General features: G+C 74.2%; 24 protein-coding genes. 14 read left to right on the top strand and 10 right to left on the bottom strand.

Annotated elements, in window-relative coordinates:
• The first annotated feature begins 96 nt into the window (after positions 1 to 96).
• Genes ACTMS2_RS21940 through ACTMS2_RS21930 form a run of 3 tightly spaced genes read left to right on the top strand, consistent with a single transcriptional unit; the run spans position 97 to position 1,316 of the window.
• The gene (locus ACTMS2_RS21940; RefSeq protein WP_441177118.1) at positions 97 to 423 is read left to right on the top strand and encodes a DUF6158 family protein; all 327 of its coding nucleotides are present in this window, start codon (positions 97 to 99) and stop codon (positions 421 to 423) included.
• Entirely contained in the window at positions 423 to 743 is a 321-nt protein-coding gene (locus ACTMS2_RS21935) for a hypothetical protein (protein WP_441177064.1), read from the top strand. Before ACTMS2_RS21940 ends, ACTMS2_RS21935 begins: the two co-directional genes overlap by 1 nt.
• 36 nt (positions 744 to 779) lie before the next feature.
• A complete protein-coding gene (locus ACTMS2_RS21930) occupies positions 780 to 1,316 on the top strand; it encodes a DUF1360 domain-containing protein (RefSeq protein ID WP_441177063.1) in 537 nt (178 codons plus the stop codon).
• Between the two features lie 84 nt (positions 1,317 to 1,400).
• On the opposite strand, the gene ACTMS2_RS21925 is transcribed toward ACTMS2_RS21930, so the two are convergent.
• From ACTMS2_RS21925 to ACTMS2_RS21915, 3 genes are all read right to left on the bottom strand, one after another.
• Complete coding sequence (locus ACTMS2_RS21925; RefSeq protein ID WP_441177062.1) at positions 1,401 to 1,610, bottom strand: hypothetical protein; 210 nt, start codon at positions 1,608 to 1,610, stop codon at positions 1,401 to 1,403.
• A gap of 133 nt (positions 1,611 to 1,743) precedes the next feature.
• On the bottom strand, positions 1,744 to 1,983 hold the full coding sequence (locus tag ACTMS2_RS21920) for a hypothetical protein (protein ID WP_357723719.1): 240 nt from the start codon (positions 1,981 to 1,983) through the stop codon (positions 1,744 to 1,746).
• Between the two features lie 357 nt (positions 1,984 to 2,340).
• Positions 2,341 to 3,429: a 3-deoxy-7-phosphoheptulonate synthase gene (locus tag ACTMS2_RS21915; RefSeq protein ID WP_441177061.1), complete on the bottom strand. Its 1,089-nt coding sequence runs from the start codon at positions 3,427 to 3,429 to the stop codon at positions 2,341 to 2,343.
• Positions 3,430 to 3,741: 312 nt separating this feature from the next.
• Here ACTMS2_RS21915 and ACTMS2_RS21910 point away from each other — a divergent pair, with 312 nt between their 5' ends.
• On the top strand, positions 3,742 to 4,896 hold the full coding sequence (locus ACTMS2_RS21910) for an alkaline phosphatase PhoX (RefSeq protein ID WP_441177060.1): 1,155 nt from the start codon (positions 3,742 to 3,744) through the stop codon (positions 4,894 to 4,896).
• A 60-nt stretch (positions 4,897 to 4,956) separates the two neighbouring features.
• Positions 4,957 to 5,172: a hypothetical protein gene (locus ACTMS2_RS21905; protein WP_441177059.1), complete on the top strand. Its 216-nt coding sequence runs from the start codon at positions 4,957 to 4,959 to the stop codon at positions 5,170 to 5,172.
• On the opposite strand, the gene ACTMS2_RS21900 is transcribed toward ACTMS2_RS21905, so the two are convergent.
• Positions 5,139 to 5,879 (bottom strand): phosphodiesterase, encoded by a 741-nt coding sequence (locus ACTMS2_RS21900; RefSeq protein ID WP_441177058.1) that lies wholly within the window; start codon positions 5,877 to 5,879, stop codon positions 5,139 to 5,141. The genes ACTMS2_RS21905 and ACTMS2_RS21900 overlap by 34 nt on opposite strands.
• 89 nt (positions 5,880 to 5,968) lie before the next feature.
• Between ACTMS2_RS21900 and ACTMS2_RS21895 the strand changes: the two genes are divergently transcribed.
• The 9 genes from ACTMS2_RS21895 (at position 5,969) to ACTMS2_RS21855 (ending at position 15,382) form a co-directional block, all read left to right on the top strand.
• On the top strand, positions 5,969 to 7,261 hold the full coding sequence (locus ACTMS2_RS21895; protein WP_441177057.1) for a M16 family metallopeptidase: 1,293 nt from the start codon (positions 5,969 to 5,971) through the stop codon (positions 7,259 to 7,261).
• On the top strand, positions 7,261 to 8,607 hold the full coding sequence (locus tag ACTMS2_RS21890) for a M16 family metallopeptidase (protein ID WP_441177056.1): 1,347 nt from the start codon (positions 7,261 to 7,263) through the stop codon (positions 8,605 to 8,607). Before ACTMS2_RS21895 ends, ACTMS2_RS21890 begins: the two co-directional genes overlap by 1 nt.
• Before the next feature lie 249 nt (positions 8,608 to 8,856).
• The gene (locus ACTMS2_RS21885) at positions 8,857 to 9,882 is read left to right on the top strand and encodes an aspartate-semialdehyde dehydrogenase (protein WP_363899415.1); all 1,026 of its coding nucleotides are present in this window, start codon (positions 8,857 to 8,859) and stop codon (positions 9,880 to 9,882) included.
• A gap of 144 nt (positions 9,883 to 10,026) precedes the next feature.
• Entirely contained in the window at positions 10,027 to 10,467 is a 441-nt protein-coding gene (locus ACTMS2_RS21880) for a PPOX class F420-dependent oxidoreductase (protein ID WP_441177055.1), read from the top strand.
• Positions 10,468 to 10,565: 98 nt separating this feature from the next.
• The gene (locus ACTMS2_RS21875) at positions 10,566 to 10,982 is read left to right on the top strand and encodes a CBS domain-containing protein (protein ID WP_441177054.1); all 417 of its coding nucleotides are present in this window, start codon (positions 10,566 to 10,568) and stop codon (positions 10,980 to 10,982) included.
• Positions 10,983 to 11,203: 221 nt separating this feature from the next.
• On the top strand, positions 11,204 to 11,806 hold the full coding sequence (locus tag ACTMS2_RS21870) for a hypothetical protein (RefSeq protein ID WP_441177053.1): 603 nt from the start codon (positions 11,204 to 11,206) through the stop codon (positions 11,804 to 11,806).
• 145 nt (positions 11,807 to 11,951) lie between these two features.
• The gene (locus ACTMS2_RS21865) at positions 11,952 to 12,329 is read left to right on the top strand and encodes an SCP2 sterol-binding domain-containing protein (protein WP_441177052.1); all 378 of its coding nucleotides are present in this window, start codon (positions 11,952 to 11,954) and stop codon (positions 12,327 to 12,329) included.
• Entirely contained in the window at positions 12,329 to 14,389 is a 2,061-nt protein-coding gene (locus ACTMS2_RS21860) for an amylo-alpha-1,6-glucosidase (protein ID WP_441177051.1), read from the top strand. The genes ACTMS2_RS21865 and ACTMS2_RS21860 overlap by 1 nt, the downstream gene beginning before the upstream one ends.
• A 234-nt stretch (positions 14,390 to 14,623) precedes the next feature.
• Positions 14,624 to 15,382 (top strand): lysophospholipid acyltransferase family protein, encoded by a 759-nt coding sequence (locus tag ACTMS2_RS21855; RefSeq protein WP_441177050.1) that lies wholly within the window; start codon positions 14,624 to 14,626, stop codon positions 15,380 to 15,382.
• A 169-nt stretch (positions 15,383 to 15,551) separates the two neighbouring features.
• On the opposite strand, the gene ACTMS2_RS21850 is transcribed toward ACTMS2_RS21855, so the two are convergent.
• The 6 genes from ACTMS2_RS21850 to ACTMS2_RS21825 form a co-directional block, all read right to left on the bottom strand.
• Complete coding sequence (locus tag ACTMS2_RS21850; protein ID WP_441177117.1) at positions 15,552 to 16,277, bottom strand: hypothetical protein; 726 nt, start codon at positions 16,275 to 16,277, stop codon at positions 15,552 to 15,554.
• A 73-nt stretch (positions 16,278 to 16,350) separates the two neighbouring features.
• Positions 16,351 to 17,064 carry a response regulator gene (locus tag ACTMS2_RS21845; RefSeq protein ID WP_441177049.1) on the bottom strand — a complete coding sequence of 238 codons (714 nt, stop codon included), beginning with the start codon at positions 17,062 to 17,064 and terminating at the stop codon, positions 16,351 to 16,353.
• Positions 17,037 to 18,212 (bottom strand): hypothetical protein, encoded by a 1,176-nt coding sequence (locus ACTMS2_RS21840; RefSeq protein ID WP_441177048.1) that lies wholly within the window; start codon positions 18,210 to 18,212, stop codon positions 17,037 to 17,039. Before ACTMS2_RS21840 ends, ACTMS2_RS21845 begins: the two co-directional genes overlap by 28 nt.
• Positions 18,202 to 19,380 (bottom strand): sensor histidine kinase, encoded by a 1,179-nt coding sequence (locus tag ACTMS2_RS21835; protein ID WP_441177047.1) that lies wholly within the window; start codon positions 19,378 to 19,380, stop codon positions 18,202 to 18,204. The genes ACTMS2_RS21840 and ACTMS2_RS21835 overlap by 11 nt, the downstream gene beginning before the upstream one ends.
• Positions 19,381 to 19,575: 195 nt before the next feature.
• On the bottom strand, positions 19,576 to 20,469 hold the full coding sequence (locus tag ACTMS2_RS21830; RefSeq protein ID WP_441177046.1) for a septum formation family protein: 894 nt from the start codon (positions 20,467 to 20,469) through the stop codon (positions 19,576 to 19,578).
• A 96-nt stretch (positions 20,470 to 20,565) separates the two neighbouring features.
• Complete coding sequence (locus ACTMS2_RS21825; protein WP_441177045.1) at positions 20,566 to 21,123, bottom strand: DinB family protein; 558 nt, start codon at positions 21,121 to 21,123, stop codon at positions 20,566 to 20,568.
• Positions 21,124 to 21,145: the final 22 nt, after the last annotated feature.

The following is a 21,145-nucleotide window of genomic DNA, read 5'->3' as shown; positions in this document are numbered from 1 at the left end:
AGCGGTCTCCGACGCGGCGTCGTAGGGCGCTCTGGTTTGGTGTCACCAGGTGTGGGCATCCGTCTAGACGCGAGCCCAAACCAGAGCAGGGGGTCGATCATGACGGGATCGGTACGGCAGGACGACTTCGGCAGCCCGGAGCAGCGGATGCCCGAGTGGGACGGCGACCACGTCCACGACAGGGCCTCCGGCGAGGCGGACGAGCCCGACGGCGAGCTGCTCGGCGTCGACCCGGCCGAGCTGGCCGACGAGGACCTGGTCCGGGAGATGCACAGCCTGCACCGTACGCGCCTGGACACGCTGCGCCACGCGTCGGACTCCGCCCTCGCCAACCACCTGCGCCGCACCGCGGAGCTGGAGACCGAGTACCTCGCCCGGCACCCCGGCCGCGAGGTCGACCCGAGCCGGCTGCGGGACGCCTGATGGCGTCCGCCGAGCGCGGGATGTCCGCGCCGCCGGAGGTGGTCTTCAACACCGCCACCGACCCCGCCCGGGCGTCGGCGTGGCTGCCCGAGCCGCTACGCGCCGACGGCAGCCCGGCGGACGAGGTCAGCGCCGAGGAGCTGCGCGCGCGGTGGAGCGCCGCCGAGGAGTGGTCGGCGGAGATCCGGGTGGAGCCCGCCCAGGCGGGTGGTGCCCGGATGCGGCTCGACCTCACGGGTGGGCCGGACGCCGAGCGACTGGCCGACGAGGCGCTGGACAGCCTGGCCCGCGTGGTGGCCGACAACCTGCAGGCCGGCTGAGCCGGCCCGCACCAGCGAGAAGACCGAGGAGACCGGGTGACCGCCCTGAAGGAGAAGGTGGCGCGGCTGCGCCAGGCGTACGCGCCGCACGAGCACCGGCCGCTGGGCGGTTACCTGGCGGCGATGGGCACCTACGCCGGGGTGACCGCCGGCATCGCCGGCCTGGTCCGGGCGACCGGCCGACCGGTGCCCGACCGGCCCGCCCCGGCCGACGTGGTGCTGCTCAGCATCGCCACCCACAAGCTGAGCCGGCTGCTGTCGAAGGACGCGGTGACGAGTCCGCTGCGGGCGCCGTTCACCCGCTACGACAAGCCGATCGGCAGCGGCGAGGTGATGGAGCAGGTCCGTGACCAGGGCAGCTCCACCCGGCACGCGATCGGGGAGCTGCTGAGCTGCCCGTTCTGCCTCGCCGTCTGGATCGCCACGGGGCTCACCGGCGGGCTGGTGCTCGCCCCCCGGTTGACCCGCCTGGTGGCGACCGCGCTGACCGCCGTGGCCGCCTCGGACTTCCTCCAGATGGCGTACGCGGTGGCCCAGCAGGCCGCCGAGGGCGGCGACCACGACGAGGACTGACGACGTACGACGAAGGGGGCCGGCTGCGCGCCGGCCCCCTTCGCACGTCGATCCGTCCACCCCGGCCCCGCCGGGTCGCGCGGATCAGGTCGGGGTCGTGCCGTGATCCTCGCCGGCCCAGCCGCGGGATGCCTCCGGCTCGCGCTCGTCGGCGTCCGCCCCGGTGATGATGTCCCGGTCGACCGCCGTGCGGTCGTGCTCGTTGGCGAAGTCGGGCTCCGGCAGGGTGTCCCGGCCCCCGGGGGGCTGACCGAGCGCCGGCAGCTTCTCGTGCTCTTCCTCGTGGTGGGACATCTCGTTCTCCTCACTGCTCGTCGGCCTCGGGTGCGCCGAGGCCGTCCGCCCCGGGGGACGGGTGGGCGGCGCGAGCCGCCCCACGGACGACGGCCGCCACGGCCCGGGTCGCGCGGGCCCGGGTCGCCGGGCGTCAGGTGACCGAACCGCCGAGCAGGTCGGCGACCTCGTCCACGGCGTACTCGCCCTCGGGCAGGGCGGCGATGCGGGTGAGGAGCTGCGCGGGCAGCTCCGCGGAGACGGCCCGGCGGTAGATGTCCGCCTGACTGATCCGCTCCTGGCCGTGGTAGAGATCCTCCAGCAGCTCGTCGAGGCGCCGGGTGTCCGGCTCCTCGACCACGGGCGCGTCCGTCACGGGTGCGTCGTCGGTCACGAGAGGTCAGCTACCCGCGACCGAATCGGTCAAACGTCACCGCACCCCGGCGCCGTGCGTGAGCGTCCCTCGCGGCGCGGCCTCGTCGGAGCGAACCGGGGAGCGCGGCCCCGGCTGTGACGGCGCTCATGGCGGAGGCCGGAACACCGGCGGCGGGTCGCCCGTTGAGTCAGGTGTCGGTGTGACCAGTGTCCCCGGGCCTCACCTAAATTGCCTTCGCGGAATACCGTCCGGCTGGAGCCGCGTCGCGCCACTCGCCGAGAGGCGACCTGCACACCGGCACCAGTGCCGCCCCCGAGCCTCAGGGCCCGGGGGCGGCACTGTTCTCCCACCCCGACGCCGACCGGGCGAGGCGGGTCAGGCGGAGGTGGGTACGGCGGTGCGGCGGCGGGTGCGGACGGCGGCGGCCAGGTGGTTGAGGACCTCCTCGGTGGTGTCCCAGCCGATGCAGGCGTCCGTGACCGACTGGCCGTACGTCAGCTCGCGGGTCGGGTCCAGGTCCTGGCGGCCGGGGAGCAGGAAGCTCTCCAGCATGATCCCGACGATGCCGCGCTGCCCGGCGTCGAGCTGGGCCGCCACGTCGGCGGCCACCCTCGGCTGGTTGCGGTGGTCCTTGCCGCTGTTGGCGTGGCTCGCGTCGATCACCACGCGCTCGGGCAGGCCGGCCGCGCGCAGCAGTTCCAGGGCGCCGGCCACCGACTCCGCGTCGTAGTTCGGCCGGCCGCCCCCGCCGCGCAGCACCAGGTGCCCGTCGGCGTTGCCCCTGGTGTGCAGGATCGCGGGCGTGCCGGAGACGTCGATGCCGGGGAAGACGTGCGGTACGCCGGCGGCCCGGATGGCGTCGACGGCGGTGCCGATGCTGCCGTCCGGGCGGTTCTTCATGCCGATCGGCATCGACAGGCCGGAGGCGAGCTGCCGGTGCACCTGGCTCTCCACCGTCCGCGCGCCGATCGCTCCCCACGCCACCGTGTCGGCGATGTACTGCGGCGTGATCGGGTCGAGGAACTCGCAGCCGACGGGGAGGCCCAGGCGCAGCACGTCGAGCAGGAGCGCGCGGGCCGTACGAAGGCCGGTGTTGACGTCGCCGGAGCCGTCCAGCCCGGGGTCGTTGATCAGGCCCTTCCAGCCCACCGTCGAGCGCGGCTTCTCGAAGTAGACCCGCATCACGACCAGCAGGTCGTCGGCCACCCGCGCGGCGGCTTCGCGCAGCAGGTGGGCGTACTCCAGCGCGGCGGCCGGATCGTGCACCGAGCACGGGCCGACCACCACCAGCAGCCGGTCGTCGGCGCCGTCCAGCACGCGGCCGACCGCCCGTCGCCCGGCCAGTACGGCCGAGGCGAGCGTGTCGTCGAGGGGCAGCTCGTGGTGCAGCAGGGCCGGGGTGGTCAACGGCACGACGCGGTCGATGCGTTGGTCGCTGACCCGATCGGTCTCCGGGGTCGTCACGGTGGGAGTCCTTCCGCCGACCGTGCCCCGGGGCCGGTGCCCGGGTCGAGCCGGCTGCTCGTACGCAAAAGGGCAGGAACGGAAGCTCCTGCCCGGCCGGCTCGAATGTGGTGACGTCAGATCATGGTGAAGTCACCGGCGTGCGAGCCGGCTGCCTAAACCATCGATACGAACGCGTCACGCGGCCCAGCGTACCCGACCGTGCGGGAAGGTCCACCCGGTCGTCGGGAAAGACTCGCTTCGTGTTCACCTCCATCGATGGGCGCGGCGGTAGTTTCATCGACACCGACCGCTGTTTCCCGGAGGTTCCCGATGGACCGTCGTACCGTCCTGCGCGCCACCGTCCTCGGCGGCGCCGCCGCCTTCTCCGGCAGTCTCTGGGCCGGCGCCGCCCTGGCCGCCCCTGCTCAGCCCGGTGCCAGCCCGTACGGGCCGCTCGGCGCGGCCGACGCCAACGGCATCCAGCTGCCCGCCGGTTTCACCAGCCGGGTGATCGCCCGCTCCCGGCAGACGGTGCCGGGGACGTCGTACACCTGGCACGACGCGCCCGACGGCGGCGCCTGTTTCGTCGCCGGAACCGGATGGATCTACGTCTCGAACTCCGAGATCCTGACCACCGGCGGGGCCTCCGCGGTGCGCTTCGACGCCGACGGCAGCGTCGCCTCGGCGTACCGCATCCTGTCGAACACCAACCGCAACTGCGCGGGCGGCGCGACCCCGTGGGGGACCTGGCTCTCCGGCGAGGAGGTCAGCCGGGGATACGTCTACGAGACGTACCCGCAGGGCGGCCGGGCCGGGGTGCGGCGGGCCGCGATGGGCCGGTTCAACCACGAGGCGGCCGCCTGCGACCCGGAGCGACAGGTCGTCTACCTCACGGAGGACGAGACCAGCGGCTGCTTCTACCGGTTCCGGCCGACCACCTGGGGCGACCTCTCGACCGGCACGCTGGAGGTGCTGGTCGCCGGCACGGGCACCAGCGGCCCGGTGAGCTGGGCGCGGGTGCCCGACCCGGACGGCTCGCCCACGCTCACCCGCAACCAGGTCTCCGGGGCGAAGAGGTTCAACGGCGGCGAGGGCTGCTGGTACGCCGACGGCACCTGCTGGTTCACCACCAAGGGCGACAACCGGGTCTGGGCCTACGACGCGGTCAACCAGCGCATCGACCTGGCGTACGACGACTCGCTGGTCTCCGGGACGGCGCCGCTGACCGGGGTGGACAACATCACCGGGGCCCGCTCGGGCGACCTCTACGTCGCCGAGGACGGCGGCAACATGGAGATCAACGTGATCACGCCGGCGGGGGTGGTCGCCCCGTTCCTGCGGATCACCGGCCAGTCCTCGTCGGAGATCTGCGGGCCGGCGTTCTCGCCCGACGGCAGCCGGTTCTACTTCTCGTCGCAGCGCGGCACGTCCGGCTCCTCCTCCGGGGGCATCACCTACGAGGTGCGCGGCCCGTTCCGCTCCTGACCGCCCGCCGGGCGCGATCATGCGGCGTGCCGGAGGCGGCGGCGGGGTATGTGGGCGGTCATGAGTCACGAGCAGAGCGACCAGGAACGGGTGGAGTCCCGAGCCCACCTGCTGCCCGAGGAGGCGGCTGCCGGCAGCGACGACCCCCGTGCGCAGGCGGAAGCCATCCTCGCCGAGTCCGACCTCCGGGAGGAGGACCGCAACGCCGCCCCCGACACCGTGCTGGAGCGGCGTACCTCCGATCAGACGGTGACCCCCATCGAACCCCCCGACTGAGGCACGGCACCCCGGGTCCGTTGCGAGGCCCGGTAGGTGTGCTCCCGCAGCCAGGCGATCGGGCCGACCGCCCGCAGTCCCGGCGGCAGGTTGCCGATCGGGTCGAAGGCCAGCGCGGCGTCCTCCCGGGCGCTGAGCTGGTCGCCGAGGGCGACCTGCCCGAACGGCCGCCACGGCCCGACGGCGGACGCGACCGCGAGCACCAGGCGCGGCGCGTCCGCCCGGGCCGCGGCGGCGACCTCGGGCAGGCTGCGGCCCAGGTCGGGCGACTCCGGGTCGGCCAGCGCGGCCAGGAAGAGCCGCCGCCGGCCCGCGCGGAACGGCATGATCGTGCTGTACGTCCCGGCGAAGCGGCGCCGGGGCAGCGGCAGGTTCCGCAGCAGCGGCGCGGCCCCGCTGGAGCTGACCAGCAGGTCGAAGGGCCGGCCCGCGTCGGAGTGCAGGCGCACGGCCAGCCCCAGCACGTCCGGCCAGGCGCCCGGGGTGGGCACGCCCTTGGAGAGCCGGACGGTCGCCGGGAAGCGTCCCGGATCGTCCAGCAGCGGCACCCCGGTCGGCGGTCCCGGCGTACCCCAGACGACGACCTCGCCCGCGAACGAGCGGCCCGCGGGATGCAGCAGGCGGGCCCGGCGCAGCCGGGTGAGGGCGGCGGTCGCGCGGTCGACCGCGACGGCGGCCCGGTCGGTCACGGTGGCGGCAGGCGGCATGTCTCCCCGGTACCCGGCGGCCGGCGGTCGATGCCTCGCCCCGTGCGGCGCGTCCCGCTGCGCGACCCCCGATCGGATAGCGTCGTGCCATGCCCGACAGCGGTTACCCCTGGCCCATCGAGACCACCCGCCTGGACAACGGCCTGCGCGTGGTGGTGAGTGAGGACCGCACCGCCCCGGCGGTCGCGGTGAACCTCTGGTACGACGTCGGTTCCCGCCACGAGCCCGAGGGGCAGACCGGCTTCGCCCACCTCTTCGAGCACCTGATGTTCGAGGGCTCGGTCAACGTGGCGAAGACCGAGCACATGAAGCTGGTGCAGGGCGCGGGCGGCTCGCTCAACGCCACCACCAACCCGGACCGCACCAACTACTTCGAGACCGTCCCCGCCGAGCACCTCGAACTGGCGCTGTGGCTGGAGGCCGACCGGATGGGCGGGCTGGTCCCCGCGCTGACCCAGGAGACGCTGGACAATCAGCGGGACGTGGTCAAGAACGAGCGGCGCCAGCGCTACGACAACGTGCCCTACGGCGACGCCTGGCTGCGGCTGCTGCCGCTGCTCTATCCGCCCGGGCACCCCTACCACCACGCCACGATCGGGTCGATGGCCGACCTCAACGCCGCCGACCTGGCCACCTTCCAGGCGTTCCACCAGACCTACTACGCGCCGAACAACGCGGTGCTCACCGTGGTGGGCGACGCCTCGGCCGCCGAGGTGTTCGCGCTGGCCGACAAGTACTTTGGCGCGATCCCGCCGCGCGCGGAGATCCCGCCCGCGCCGGACGGCCGGACCGTCGCGGCCACCGGCCGACCCGCCGTGGAGACGGTCACCGCCGACGTGCCGGCGCCGCGCGTCTACGTGGCGCACCGCACCCACCCCTTCGGCAGCCCGGGCTACGACGTGCTGACGGTGCTCGCCACCGTGCTGGGCAGCGGCCGGGGCAGCCGCCTCTACCAGCGCCTCGCCGACGGGGAGCGGATCGCCCAGCCCGACCTCGTCGGGGCGTACGGGGTGGACCTGGCGCACGCCCCCGCGCCGCTCATCGCCACCGCCACGGCCCGCCCCGGGGTCAGCGCCGAACGGCTGGGCGCCGGGCTGGCCGAGGTGGTCGACGAGTTGGCCACCGTCCCGGTCACCGCCGCCGAGCTGGACCGGGCCAAGTCCCTGCTGAGCACCTCGTGGTGGCGACAGATGTCCACGGTGGACGGTCGGGCGGACACGCTCGGGCGCTACGCCACCCAGTTCGGCGACCCGGCGAAGGCCGCGCAGCGGCTGCCGGCCTGGCTCGCCGTGACCGCCGAGCAGATCGCCGAGGCCGCCGCCGAGGTGCTCGCCGCCGACGACCGGGTGACCCTGACCTACCTGCCCGAGGAGAAGCCCTGATGACGCTGATCGCTGACCGTCCCGGGCCGGGTGCCGCCCGCCCGTACCGGTTCCCGCAGGTGGTCCGCCGCACGGTCGCCGGTGGTCAGGTGGTCGCCGCGCACCTGCCCGGGCAGAACCTGGCCGTGGCGCTGCTGCTGCTCGACGCGGGCGCCGGGCGCGAACCGACCGGCAAGGAAGGGCTCGGCGCGGTGCTCGCCAAGGCCCTGGAGGAGGGCACCGCGCAGCGCGACGCGACGGCGTACGCGCTGGCGATCGAAGGGCTCGGCACCGAGCTGGTGATCGGCCTGGACTGGGACTCCTTCCAGGTCAGCGTGCAGGTGCCGGTGGAACGGCTGAGCGCCGCAGTGGAGCTGCTCGCCGAGGCGGTACGCACCCCGAAGCTGGACCCGGACGACGTCCGGCGGGTGCGTGACGACGAGGCGACCGCGCTGCGGATGGACTGGGCCAACCCCGGCCCGCGGGCCGACGCGGCACTGCGCGCCGACCTGTTCGGCGCCGGCAACCGCTGGGGCCGCCCCATGTACGGCGACCCGGAGTCGGTGGCGGCGCTGGACGTCGAGGACGTCACGGTCTTCCACTCCGAGTGGTTCATCCGCCCCGGCACGCTGATCGTCGCGGGTGACCTGGACCGGCTGGACCTGGACGCGCTCGGCGCGACGGCCTTCGCCGGCACCGGCGGCGGGCCGGTCGAGCAGGGCGGCCCGATCGAGGTGCCGACCCGCTCCGGCCGGCGGATCATCCTCGTGGACCGGCCCGGCTCGGTGCAGTCCACGCTGCGGCTGGGCCACCCGTCGCCGCACCGTGCCCACCCCGACCACGTGCCGATGACGCTCGCCGGCACGGTGCTCGGCGGGGCGTTCACCTCCCGGCTCAACCACCTGATCCGCGAGGTGCGCGGCTACACGTACGGCATCCGGGGCGACTTCGCCTCGTCCCGCCGGTTCGGCCGCTTCGGGGTCAGCTCCAGCGTGCAGACGGCCGTCACCGCGCCGGCCGTCGTCGAGGCCGTCGGGGAGATCACCCGTACCCGCGAGACCGGGGTGACCGAGGAGGAGTTGGCGGTCGCGCGTTCCTGGCGGGCCGGGCAGCTCTCGGTGGAGTTGCAGAGCCCCCGGGCCATCGCCGCCGCGCTGACCACCCTGGTCGTGCACGACCTGCCCGACGACTACCACGCCCGGCTGCGGGAGTCGCTGCTCGCCGCCGACGTGGCCCAGGTCTCCGCGGCGGCCGCCACGCATCTGCGCCCGGAGGAACTCACCCTCGTGGTGGAGGGCGACGCCGCCGTGATCCGCGACGAACTCGTCGCCACCGGCCTGGGCGAACTCGTCGAGGACGCCTCCTGACCGGCCGGGGGCGGTGTGACGTGCGTCGCGCCGCCCCCGGCCGGGGCCGCGTCCCGCCCGGGGGCGGCCGGCGTGGATGCTGCGGCGGTCCGCCCCGCCGGCTGACGATCCTCTCGTCCCACCGGCCCTCCCGGCGGTGTGGTTTTCGTCCCGTGGCGGTTGCGGGGTGACCACCGCGACGCCGTCACGGGCCCCGGTGGGTGGGAAAGCGTTCCCGGTCGGGCCGCCCGGCTGGGTAGCCTCGCGGGCATGAGGATCGGCATTGTGGGGGCCACCGGCCAGGTCGGTGGCGTGATGCGGCAGGTGCTGGCGGAGCGGGAGTTCCCGGCGGAGCAGGTGCGGTTGTTCGCCTCGGCGCGCTCGGCCGGGCGCACCCTGCCCTGGCGGGACGGCGAGGTGACCGTGGAGGACGCGGCCACCGCCGACTACTCCGGGCTCGACATCGCCCTCTTCTCCGCCGGCAAGGGCACCGCGAAGGAGCTCGCGCCGCGGGTGGCCGCCGCCGGCGCCGTCGTCATCGACAACTCGTCGGCGTTCCGCATGGACCCGCAGGTGCCGCTGGTCGTCGCCGAGGTCAACCCGCACGCCGCCGCCGTACGCCCCAAGGGGATCATCGCCAACCCGAACTGCACGACGATGGCCGCGATGCCCGTGCTGCGGCCGCTGCACGCTGAGGCGGAGCTGGTCAGCCTGGTCGTCTCGACGTACCAGGCGGTCTCCGGCGCCGGCCTGGCCGGCGTCGCCGAACTCGACGAGCAGGTCCGCAAGGTCGCCGAGCACGCCACCGGCCTCGCCTTCGACGGCGCGGCCGTGGAGTTCCCGGCCCCCCGCTCGTTCGCCCGGCCGATCGCGTTCAACGTGCTCCCGCTCGCCGGCTCGATCGTCGACGACGGCAGCTTCGAGACCGACGAGGAGCAGAAGCTGCGCAACGAGAGCCGCCGCATCCTGGAGATCCCCGGGCTGCGCGTCTCCGGCACCTGCGTCCGGGTGCCCGTGTTCACCGGCCACTCGCTCCAGATCAACGCCCGCTTCGCCCGCCCGATCACCCCGCAGCGGGCCCGCGAGCTGCTCGACGGCGCCCCCGGCGTGGCGCTCGCCGACGTACCGACCCCGTTGCAGGCGGCCGGCCAGGACCCGACCTACGTGGGACGGATCCGCGCGGACGAGACCGTCGAGCACGGCCTCGCCCTGTTCTGCTCCAACGACAACCTGCGCAAGGGCGCCGCGCTCAACGCGGTGCAGCTCGCCGAGCTGGTCGCCGCCGAGCGCCGCTGACCGGCACGCCTCTCCGGGCCCCCGCAGGCTTCGGCGGGGGCCGGTGGCGTCCCTCGGCTGGCCCGGTCGCGCCGGCGTACGGCGGGCGGGGCGTCCGCCGTGGTTCGATGGGACCGCCGTGACCGGTTTGAGCGGGAGGTTGCCGTGGCGGACGACGAGACCCAGCGGGCGTTGACGGAGCTGGTCGCCGGCCACCGGCTGGGGGTGCTGGCGACGCTCAAGCGGGACGGGCGCCCGCAGCTCTCCACCGTCATCTACTCCTTCGACGGCGCGTCGGCCCTGATCCGCGTCTCGGTGACCGACGGCCGGGCCAAGACCGCCAACCTGCGCCGGGACCCGCGCGCCTCCTTCCACGTCAGCAGTGCCGACGGCTGGGCGTACGCGGTCGCGGAGGCGCGCGCCGAGCTGACGCCGGTGGCCGCCGACCCGGACGACGCCACCGTCGCCGAGCTGGTCGACCTCTACCGGGCGATCCAGGGGGATCATCCGGACTGGGCCGACTACCGGCGGGCGATGGTCGCCGAGGGGCGCCTCGTGCTCCGGCTGCACGTCGAACGCCTCTACGGCGTCCCACCGCGCGCCTGACCCCTCCCCGCTCACGTGGCCTTCCCGCCCGGGGCGCCTCGCGTTACCCCGTGCGGTCGGCGGGTAGACGGCGGTGCCGACACCGAGAGGGGAGCACCATGACAACGGTCGGAGAGTTCATGACGACCCGGTTGGTGACGATGGACGGCAACGACACGCTGACCGCCGCTGCGCAGGAGATGCGCGACAGCGCCATCGGCGACGTGGTGGTGACCGACGGTGACGACGTGATCGGCATCGTGACGGACCGGGACATCACGGTACGGGGCGTCGCCGAGAACCTGGACCCGAACTCGACCCCGCTCAACCGGATCACCAGCAAGGACGTGATCACGGTCAGCCAGTACGACGACGCGGTGGCCGCCGCCGACCTGATGCGCACGTACGCCGTGCGCCGGCTGCCGGTCATCGACGACGGGCGGCTGGTCGGCCTGGTCTCGATGGGCGACCTCGCCGTGGAGCGGGAGCCGCAGTCGGTGCTCGCCGACATCAGCGCCGACGAACCGAACAACTGACCCGTCCGCCGCGGCGCGCCGGCTCCCCGAGACGGGAGCCGGCGTCGCGTCTCCAACTGTGGGCGGGGCGCCGTCGCCCGGGGCGACATGCGGTCAGCTTCACGCGCCCGCTCTATGATCTTGCCGTGTCCACGGAGCCCTCCACACCAGGTCGGAGCCAGCCGAACGGATGGTCTCCCCACCGATCCACGATGACGGCGTCGCCTACCGGTTCCGGGCCCATGGCGGGGGCATGGTCGGCCGGCAGGTCGATCACGACGACGTTGCTGGTGGTGCTGCTCGGTCTGGTCGTGATCGGGCTGAACACCGCCGTCGCGTACGTGGCGGTGGGCGCGACGGTCGTCCCGATCATCACCGGCCTGCTCCTCTGCCTGGTCTTCGTGGTCGCCGTACGTCTGCTGCACCGGGCCGCGTGGCTGGCCTTCCTCGCGGTGGTTCCGGCCCTGTTCGTCCTCGTGGGATCGGTACAGCTCGCCCCGGAGGCGGTGCTGGAGGCGCGCGGCGTCCGCCAGGAGGTGACCATCGTCGACGTGCAGGTCGTCGGCAAGCGGTACGAGTTCACGCTGCAGGGCGTCGACGGGCGCCTCGACGAGCCGCTGGTCCACCAGGGCAGCAACCCCGGGCACCAGGTCGGCGACAGGCTCGCCGTGCTCACCGATCCGGACGGGGTGGTCGACCTCGAGGTCGCCGACCGGGTCGACTCCGGCGGCATGCTGGCGGCACTGCTCCTCGGCGGTGTCGGCTGGACCGTCATCGCGCTGCTCGCCGGGTGGCGCGGCCACGTCCGCCGGTGGAAGGGCCGCTACGACACCCTGGTGATCTAGCCGACGCGCCCCGGAACGGGGAGCGAGCCGCACCGGCGCGACGCGCCGGACGGAGGCGACTCACCCCATCCGGGCGAGGTTGGCCCGGCACCGGACGGGGACCCCCTGCTCGGGACATTGACCGACGGGGGGAGGAGAGGACCCGATGGTGGACGCGACGACGAGGTTCTTCGAGGACCTCGACCGGCGGGGGTACGACCCCCTGCTGGCGAAGTCCTCCGGGACCCTGCGCCTGGACCTGCACGAGGGGGCGCACACGACGCACTGGCTGCTGCGGATCGACCACGGCCGGCTCCAGGTGAGCCGGGAGGACCAGGAGGCCGACACGGTGGTCGGGACCAGCCCTGAGCTCTTCGAGGACCTCGCCGCCGGCCGCGAGCACGGGGTGGCGGCGCTGCTGCGGGGGGACATGACGGTGAGCGGGGACCTCCGACTGGTGGTGCAGATGGAGCGGCTCTTCCCCGGCAATCCGGACGCCCGCGGACCACGCCGGCATTTCGAGGTCCATCGGGAGGTGCGGTGATGGCACAGAGCAACACGATCCGGATCCTGGACGGCAGCACCTTCGTGGTGTCGGAGGACACCGGTGACATCGAGGCGACACCGAGCGAGCCGACCGGGTTCTTCTCCCTGGACACCCGGTACCTGTCGACGTGGGTGCTGACCGTGAACGGCGACCGGCTCACCCCCCTGTCGTACGACGACCTCCAGTACTACGAGGCCCGGTTCTTCCTGGTGCCGGGGATGGCGACGCACTACGTGGACGCGAAATTGTCGATCATCCGGGAGCGGGCGGTGGGGGGCAGCTTCCGGGAGACGCTCACCATCCTCAACCACGACGAGAAGGCGGTCGACCTGGAGATCAGGATGGAGGCGGCATCCGACTTCGCCGACCTGTTCCAGGTCAAGGACGAGATCCTCAACAAGAAGGGCGAGATCTACACGGAGGTCGAGTCGGACCGGCTGCGCCTGGGCTACCGGCGGGGCAACTTCATCCGGGAGACGTTGATCTCCGCGTCCCCGGCCCCGCGGTACGACCGCAAGGGCTTCGCCTACTCCATCCACCTGCAGCCCAACGAGCGGTGGGAGTCCGAGATCGACGTCAAGACCATGGCGCTCTCCCCGGGCGGTCGGGACCTGCGGATGGGCCTGCGGGCGCACACCACCGAGCGGCTCGCGCTCCAGCACGACCTCGAGGAGTGGATCGCCAGGGCCCCCAAGGTCAACAGCCAGCACGACCGGGTCGCCTCGACGTACCGACGCAGCCTCATCGACCTGGCCGCGCTGCGCTTCTCGCCGCTCTCCCTCGGCGGGGCGTCGTTGCCGGCCGCCGGCCTGCCCTGGTTCATGACCATGTTCGGCCGCGACAGCATCCTGACCTGCCTCCAGACGCTGCCGTTCACGCCGGAGCTGTCGAAGACCACGCTTCGGATCCTGGCCTCCCTGCAGGGCACCCGGTTCGACGACTTCCGGGACGAGGACCCGGGCCGGATCCTGCACGAGATGCGCTACGGCGAGACCGCCGCCTTCGAGGAACAGCCGCACTCGCCGTACTACGGGTCGGTGGACGCGACCCCGCTGTTCCTGGTGCTGCTCGACGAGTACGAGAAGTGGAGCGGGGACGTCGAGCTGGTCATGGAGTTGGAGCGGGAGTGCCGGGCGGCGCTGAACTGGATCGACGACTACGCCGACCTGGTCGGCAACGGCTACATCTGGTACGAGCGCCGCAACACCGACACCGGCCTGGAGAACCAGTGCTGGAAGGACTCCTGGGACTCCATCTCCTACCGCGACGGCACGCTGCCGCCGTTTCCCCGGGCCACCTGCGAGGTGCAGGGGTACGCGTACGACGCCAAGGTGCGCGCCGCCCGGCTGGCCCGTGAGTTCTGGGGCGACCCGGAGTTGGCCGACCGGTTGGAGCGGGAGGCGGCGGCGCTGAAGGAACGGTTCAACCGGGACTTCTGGGTGGACGACGGCGAGTACTACGCCCTGGCCTTGGACCCGGACGGCCGCCAGTGCGACGTGCTGAGCTCCAACATCGGCCACCTGCTCTGGAGCGGCATCATCGACCACGACCGGGCCGAGAAGATCGCCCAGCACCTGGTCGGGCCCCGGCTCTTCACCGGCTGGGGCGTACGCACGCTGGCCGAGGGCGAGGTGCGCTACAACCCGATCGGCTACCACAACGGCACGATCTGGCCGTTCGACAACTCGTTCATCGCCTGGGGTCTGCGCCGGTACGGCTTCGCCGAGGAGGCGGCGGTCATCGCCAACGGCATCCTCGACGCGGCCACCTACTTCGAGGGCCGGCTGCCGGAGGCGTTCGGCGGCTACCCGCGCGAGCTGACCAAGTTCCCCGTCGAGTACCCGACGGCGTGCAGCCCGCAGGCCTGGTCGACCGGCACGCCACTGCTGCTGCTGCGCACGATGCTCGGCCTGGAGCCGCACGAGGGGCACCTCGCGGTGGAACCCCGGCTGCCGATCGGGATGGGCCGGATCGAGGTGCTGGACATCCCGGGCCGGTGGGGCCGCGTCGACGCGTTCGCCCGGGGCCGCCTCGACATGCACCGGCTGACCGACTAGCGCGACCGGGCCGGCGGCGCGACCCGACCGCGCGCCGCCGGCCCGCCGCCGCCCGAGGCCGCAGCCCGAAAGGCCCGGCCGGCCCGAGAGGCCCGGCCGGCTCGTTGGCAGGTCTGGCAGGCCCGACCGGCCCGAGAGGCCCGACGCGGCGGCGGGCAGTGGCTGCGGAGGCGTTCCGGCACGGCGGCGCGGCGGGCCGGCATGGCCTTCAGCCGGGCAGGGTAAGTTCGCGCCATGCCGGAACTCGTGTACCCGCCCGTGATCGCTGCCGCCAAGACGATGTTCCGGGTCCTCGACCTGAAGATCACCATCGAGGGCGCGCACCACGTGCCGCGTACGGGCGGGGCGGTGCTGGCGAGCAACCACATCAGCTACCTCGACTTCATCTTCTGCGGGCTGGGCGCGAACCCCGCGAAGCGGCTGGTGCGGTTCATGGCCAAGAAGTCCGTCTTCACGCACAAGATCTCGGGCCCGTTGATGCGGGGCATGCGGCACATCCCGGTCGACCGGCGGGCGGGTGCCGGGTCGTACGCGACGGCGGTCAGCGCCCTGAGGCGCGGCGAGGTGGTGGGCGTCTTTCCCGAGGCCACGATCAGCCGGTCGTTCACGGTCAAGGAACTCAAGAGCGGGACCACCCGGATGGCCGCCGAGGCCGGCGTGCCGGTGTTGCCGGTGGCGATCTGGGGCACGCAGCGGCTCTGGACCAAGGGCCGGCCGCGCACCCTCAACCGCCGGCACATCCCGATCACCATCCTGGTCGGCGAGCCGATGGACCCGGCCGACTACCCGGACGCCAACGCGATGACCGTCGACCTGAAGGCGCGGCTCACCGCGCTCGTCGACCGCGCCCAGCGGGACTACCCCGACAAGCCGGCCGGCCCCGACGACACCTGGTGGCTTCCGAAGCACCTGGGTGGCACCGCACCCACCCTGGAGGAGGCCGCCGAGCTGGAGGTGCGTCGCCGGGCCGCCGCGGTCGACCCCGACGCCTGACATCCCCACGGCCGTACGCCCGACGCGGTGACAGCCGCCCGGCATCGCCTACGCCCGGCGCCTGACGGCTCCCGGCACCGCTACGCCCGACGCGTGACAGCCTCCCGGCGGCGCTTCGCCCCGGCGCACGTGGTCGTCGGCGCCGGGGCGGCCGCCCGTACCGCCGGCTTCACCGGTGCCCGGAGGCCGCGCCGGCGGCGGGCCCCTGCCAGCCACGGTCGACGCGTCCCGGCCGGTAGTAGTCCTCCCGGGACTGGAACTCGACCGGCAGCGACCCGGGCAGGGTGATCCGGGTCTCGCCAGCGCCCGGCCCGGCCCCGGCGCGCACCGCCAGCACGTCCCGCTCGGGCGGCGACAGGTCGACCAGCTCGGGGTGGGTCAGCCGGAAACCGGCCACCGCCCGGCGCGCCAGGCGGGTCAGTTCGACGATCTCCCCGGCGGGCCCGGTGAATCCCAGGGCCGGCTGCTGGATGGTGCGCAGCGCGTCGCAGACCACCAGCAGGCGGGCGTGCTCCCCGGGCTCCGCCGCCAGCAGCTCCAGCCGGGACGGCCACTGCCAGCGGATCTGACCGCTGACCAGGCCCGGCAGCCGTACGCCCCGGCGGTGCCGCGCGCCCGCACCGGCCCCGCCGACCAGGGCGAGCTGCGGCCCGGCGCCGACGTACGCGATCCGCCGGTCGGTGACGGTGACCGCCACCGGCTCGGGCAACGTCCACCGCAGTCGCGCCTCCGTCGGGCCGAGCAGGTGCCCCGACGCGTGCAGCCGGCGCCGGGCGAGCACCCGCTCGCCGGCCTCGACGACCAGCTCGTGCCGCCGGTCCAGCGCCGGGGTCACGCCGTCGTCCGCGTCGAAGCGGTGCGGGGCGATGAAGAAGGGGGACGCGTCATCGTGCATCGTCATGACCTCCGCTGCCGACGGCATCTCACCACGAGCGTCGCCGACCCCCGGCCGGCTGTCATGACGCCCGTTAGGGGGTCGGCCGGTCGTAGGAAGCCTGTGACCGGTAGATGCCGATCTCCTCCGGCCGGACTAGGCCGTCCTCGATCGCCCGGGCGAGCAGCGCCGCCTTCGTGGCGGCCGGTCGCCCCGCTCGGGTGTACTTGATGCGCGCCCGGTCGACGTACTGCTTCACGGTGTGTTCACTGATCCGCATCCGACGGGCCACCGACGCCTTCGACATCGACTGGAACCACAGCAGCAGCGCCTCGCGTTCCTTGTCGGACAGGGCGGGCCGGTCCGGGCGGGGGTCGCCCACGATCGCCCCGGCGAGCGCCGGCGGCACGTACGGGCGGTCGCTGGCGGCGGCCAGCACGGTGGCCACGCAGTGCTCCCGCCCCTCGTGCTTGGCCAGGAACGCGACCGCCCCGGCGTCCAGGGCGGCGAGCATCGTCTGCGGGTCGGTGTGCTCCGAGTAGACCACCACCCGCCGGCCGGCCGCGCTCAGCTCGGCGAGCTTGTCCAGGGCCATCCGCCCGTGCAGCCGCAGGTCGAGCAGGATCACATCGGCGTCGGGCGCGGCCCGCAGCACGGCGTCGGGGTCGTCACCGGTCGCCAGGACCCGCAGCCGGGGCTCGGCGGCCAGCCAGACGCGTACGCCCTCGATGACGACCGGGTGGTCGTCCACGATCGCCACGCCCACCGACCGACCACCGGTCATCCCCGCCACCGGGTCTGCGCCCATCTGATCTCCCCGTCCCGCTCGTAGAGGTACTCCACCCGCCCGTCGACGCCCGGCGGTCCGGCGGTGTCGGGGCCGACCCGGTCGGGCGTGACCAGGCTGACCACCACCTCGTCGGGCCCGGCGACCACGGTCAGCCGGGCCCAGCCCCGGGCGTCGGCCAGGAGCGCGGTGAGCGGGTCGGCCAGCCGGCGACGCACCTGCACCGGCAGCGGCGGCGGGTCGCCGATGGTGACCAGGTCGATCGGCAGCCCGTTGCGCTCCGCCAGGTCGGCGGCGGCCCGCAGCTCGTGCAGCAGCGGGTCGGGCACGTCGTCGGACTCGGCGATGAGCCGGCGCAGCCGGGCGGCGGCCAGCACGGCCCGCCGCTGCACGTCCGGGTCGGCCGGGTCGGCCTGGCCGTCGGCCAGCTCCGCGAGCACCTCCTCGGCGGCGCCACCGGCCAGCGTCAGGCGGGCGCGCCGCTCCCGCCGGGCCCGTTCGGCGGCGTCCCGCTCGGCCTCCGCCGCGTGGGCGGCGGCCGCCGCGCCGGCCCGCTGCCGGGCCAGCCTCGCGATCGCCGTGCCGCCCACGAAGACCGCCACCTGAAGGGTCGACGTGGCATGGACGGACATGGCGTACCGGGCCAGGTCGGCGGGGCCGGTCGCGCCGTGGCCGAGCACCCCGGCCAGCGCGATCAGCGCGTGTACGCCCAGCGCCGCGATCAGCCCGTAGGCCCGCCGCCCCCACAGCACCACGACGAAGAACCAGCCGAGGGTGCCCCACACCCAGTTCGCGGCGGTGAAGAGCTGCCGCTCACCGGCCGCCGCGACGACCACCGCGTCGACCACCAGCAGCAGCGCGACCAACGGCCAGACCGGCAGGCGCGCGCCGCGCAGCAGCCGGAGGCCGGCCAGCACCCCGACCGCCGCCACGAGCAGCCAGCCGGCGAGGACCACCGCCGGCGCGGCCAGCTCCGCCCACGCGCCCAGCACCGCGGGCAGCGCGATCGCCGTGTGCCAGGCCAGCGCGATGACCACCGCCACCACCCGGGCGCCACCGTCGGAGGCGGCGGCCACCGCCGCCGCCGGGTCCGCCGGGGACCGGCCCTCGCCCGGCGTACGCGCCGCGGGCACCGCCGTCGCCGGAGCCGTCGTCGTCTCAGTCGACACCGGACCACTCCAACCGGATCCGGGTACCGGCGCCGGGGCGCGAGTCGATCTCGGCGCGCCCGCCGACGGAGGACATCCGGCCGCGTACCGACTCACGTAGTCCGTACCGGTGCGCGGGAACGGCCGCCGGGTCGAAACCCGGACCGTCGTCGGCGAGCTCGACCACGACGGCGTCGGCGACCCGGCTCAGCCGCAGCGCGGCGGACGCGCCCGGCGCGTGCCGCAGCACGTTGGACAGCGCGGCGTACGTGCTCTCCGCGAGCGCCTCGGCGACCGGGGCGGGCACGACGCACGGCGCGAGCTCGGTGGTGACCGGCAGTTCGGGCAGCCGGGCGCGCACCGCCCGCAGCCGCCCGTCCAGCGGCACCGGCCCCTCCTCGGGCGCGGACCGCGCGTCGGCCAGCGCGGTGAGGGTACGCAGGTCGGCGGCGCACCGTTCGCGCAGCGCGGCGGACGGGCCGGCGACCGCGCCCAGCCCGACCATCGTCAGGGTAGCCAGCACCGTGTCGTGCAGATCCCGGTTCTGCCGCCGCTCCGCGTCCCGCGAGGTCCGGGCGACCAGCGACTCCCGGGTGAGCCTCTGGTGCGCCACGAAGGCGTCGTCGGCCCGACCGATCCGCCGCCGCATGATGGCGGTGATCAGCGCGCCGCAGGCCGTCTGCACCAGCAGCGTCACCGCGTGCGCGGCGGCCTCGTCGGGCTGGCCGGCGGCGTGCGCGCCGGCCGCGTACGCCACCGTCACCAGCAGCCCCGCCGGAACCGACCACCCGATGGGGGCGTTGGCCTGCGCGTTGAGGACCGTGGTGCTGGCCAGCACCGCGATCCAGCTCACCTCGCCGGGCAGCACCTCCGGGGCGACCAGCACCGGCATCGCCAGGCAGGCGGCGGCGGTCAGCGCCACGTCGCCGAGCACCATCGGGCGGCCGATGCCGTGGCGCAGCGCGCGGAACGCGTACCAGACCGACCAGGCGGTCAGGGCCGCGACGGCCGGAACCAGCAGCGCCGGCTCGACCGGCGGGGTACGCACCGACAGGGCGACCACCGCGCCGACCAGGCCGCAGGCCAGGCGCAGCAGCGCCGGCAGGCGGGTGAAGATGAGAGTGAACGCGCCACCGGCCGGGGTGTCCAGCGTGGTCGGCGACGTGGTCGGTGCGGCGACGGCCGGCATCGGGAAAGAGGGTCCTTCTGCGACAACGACCCGATCCGGGCCAAAACGGGGGATCGACGCCGGAGAATAGCACGAGCATCCGCCCGCGATCACCCTCGGTGCGTGCCGTGTCGCCGGTCGGTCAGCCCTTCCCGGGGCCGGTGCGCACCACCGACGGAACGGTGACCTGCCCGCACCGCCCCTGCCGACGCCCGGTCAGTTGATCGGCAGGACCTTCGTGCCGCCGCCCGCGATCGAGCGGGTCAGCTTCTTTCCGCTGGACCAGTACCAGCAGCGCACCCCCCGGTCGCCGCGCGCCCACGCCTGCTCCGACGGGAACCGGTACGTGCTGCCCGTGCGGTAGCGGAGCATGCCGTCGACCGGCACCTTCGCGTAGCGGGCGATGACCGGCCGGCACTTCGCGTGGACGGCGTCCTCGTCCTTCGTCGCGTCGTCGTAGGACACGTCCGGCGCGGTCCACACGCCCACGTACTCGAAGCGGTGGACCTTCGTGCACGGGACCGCCAGCAGGTTGGACCAATCGTCCTCCTCGGCGCAGCCGTACCGCAGCGGGGTGGCCGCCTTCAGCACACCACGGAGGCTGCCCGCCCGGTTGACGGCCGAATCGTTGTCGCCGTTGGCGCCGCTCACCGGGTCGAGTTCGAACAGGTCGCACCGGTACCACCGACTGCCGCCCGTCCAGCCGGCCGGCGACGTGGGCGCCACCTGCACCGACAGCCGGGCGTCGCGCCACTCGCCGCCGACGTACTCCTTGGCCTTGGCGTCGCACTCGGCGAACGCGGACCGCATCGCCGCCGACCCGACGCGCGGCGGAACCGGGCGGGCGGCCAGGTCGCCGGTGAACGTGCCGATGTGGAACGTCTCGACGAGGTGCGCCTTCGCGCAGTCCACCGGCTGGTGGCTGGTGAGGTAGGCGGTCGGCTCGGCGACGACGTGACACTCGCCGGTCTGCGGCGTGAACTGGCGGGCCTCGGCCACCGGCCGCCAGTCGTCGGTCAGGTCCCCGTCCGTGCCGGCCGGCGTGCCGCACCCGCTGACCGCCGCAGCGACCAGCGCAGCCGAAGCCGTGACGCCCAGCCAGCGTCGCATGTGATCCTCCCCGTGCCCCGTGACGACCGGCGCAGCATATGGCACCCGGCGTCGGCCCCGGCGACACCTGTCCGTGCCGGCGGTGATCCCGTCGGGTCAGCCGAGCCGCAGGTGCAGGTCGCGCAGCAACGCGATCTCGGCGAGGTGGTGGATGGCCTCGCGGTTGATGTGCAGCACGAGCGTCGCCAGCGACCGGTCCGCGTAGGGTCCCTCCGCCGGGCCGCACGGCCGGGCCAGGCCATCGAGGCCCAGGCCGCGCACCCCGGCCATCCATCGGTCGTACGCCTCGTCGAGCTGCGCCAGCGCCGCGTCGGCGGTGCCTGCGTACGCGAAGGAGCCGTAGTCCACCGGGGGACCGCTGAAGTGGGCGGCGACGCGTGCGCCGAACACCCCCACGACGAGGTGCCCGATCCGCCAGGCGATCGTGGTGACGGGCGCGGGATCGGGCTGCGGCATCGCGAACTCGATCAGATGATCGCCCTGCCCGACCGCCATCGGGGCGGTGCTGCGCCCGCGCGGCCGTACGCCCCAGGCGTCGGGGACGGGCTCCCAGTGGTATTCGGCGTCGGTCAGCCCGTCGAGGCGCCGGCGGGCCTGCCGTTGCCAGTGCCAGTCGAGCTGTTCGAGCAGCTCACCGTTCCAGTCGACCTCCATGCCCCGACGCTACGCCCCACCA

Origin of the sequence: Micromonospora sp. SD12, from assembly GCF_052068495.1 — a bacterium.
GTDB classification, from domain to species: domain Bacteria; phylum Actinomycetota; class Actinomycetes; order Mycobacteriales; family Micromonosporaceae; genus Micromonospora; species Micromonospora echinofusca.
The sequence above is the reverse complement of the archived record's forward strand: the minus strand, read 5'-3'. Positions and strand labels throughout refer to the sequence as shown.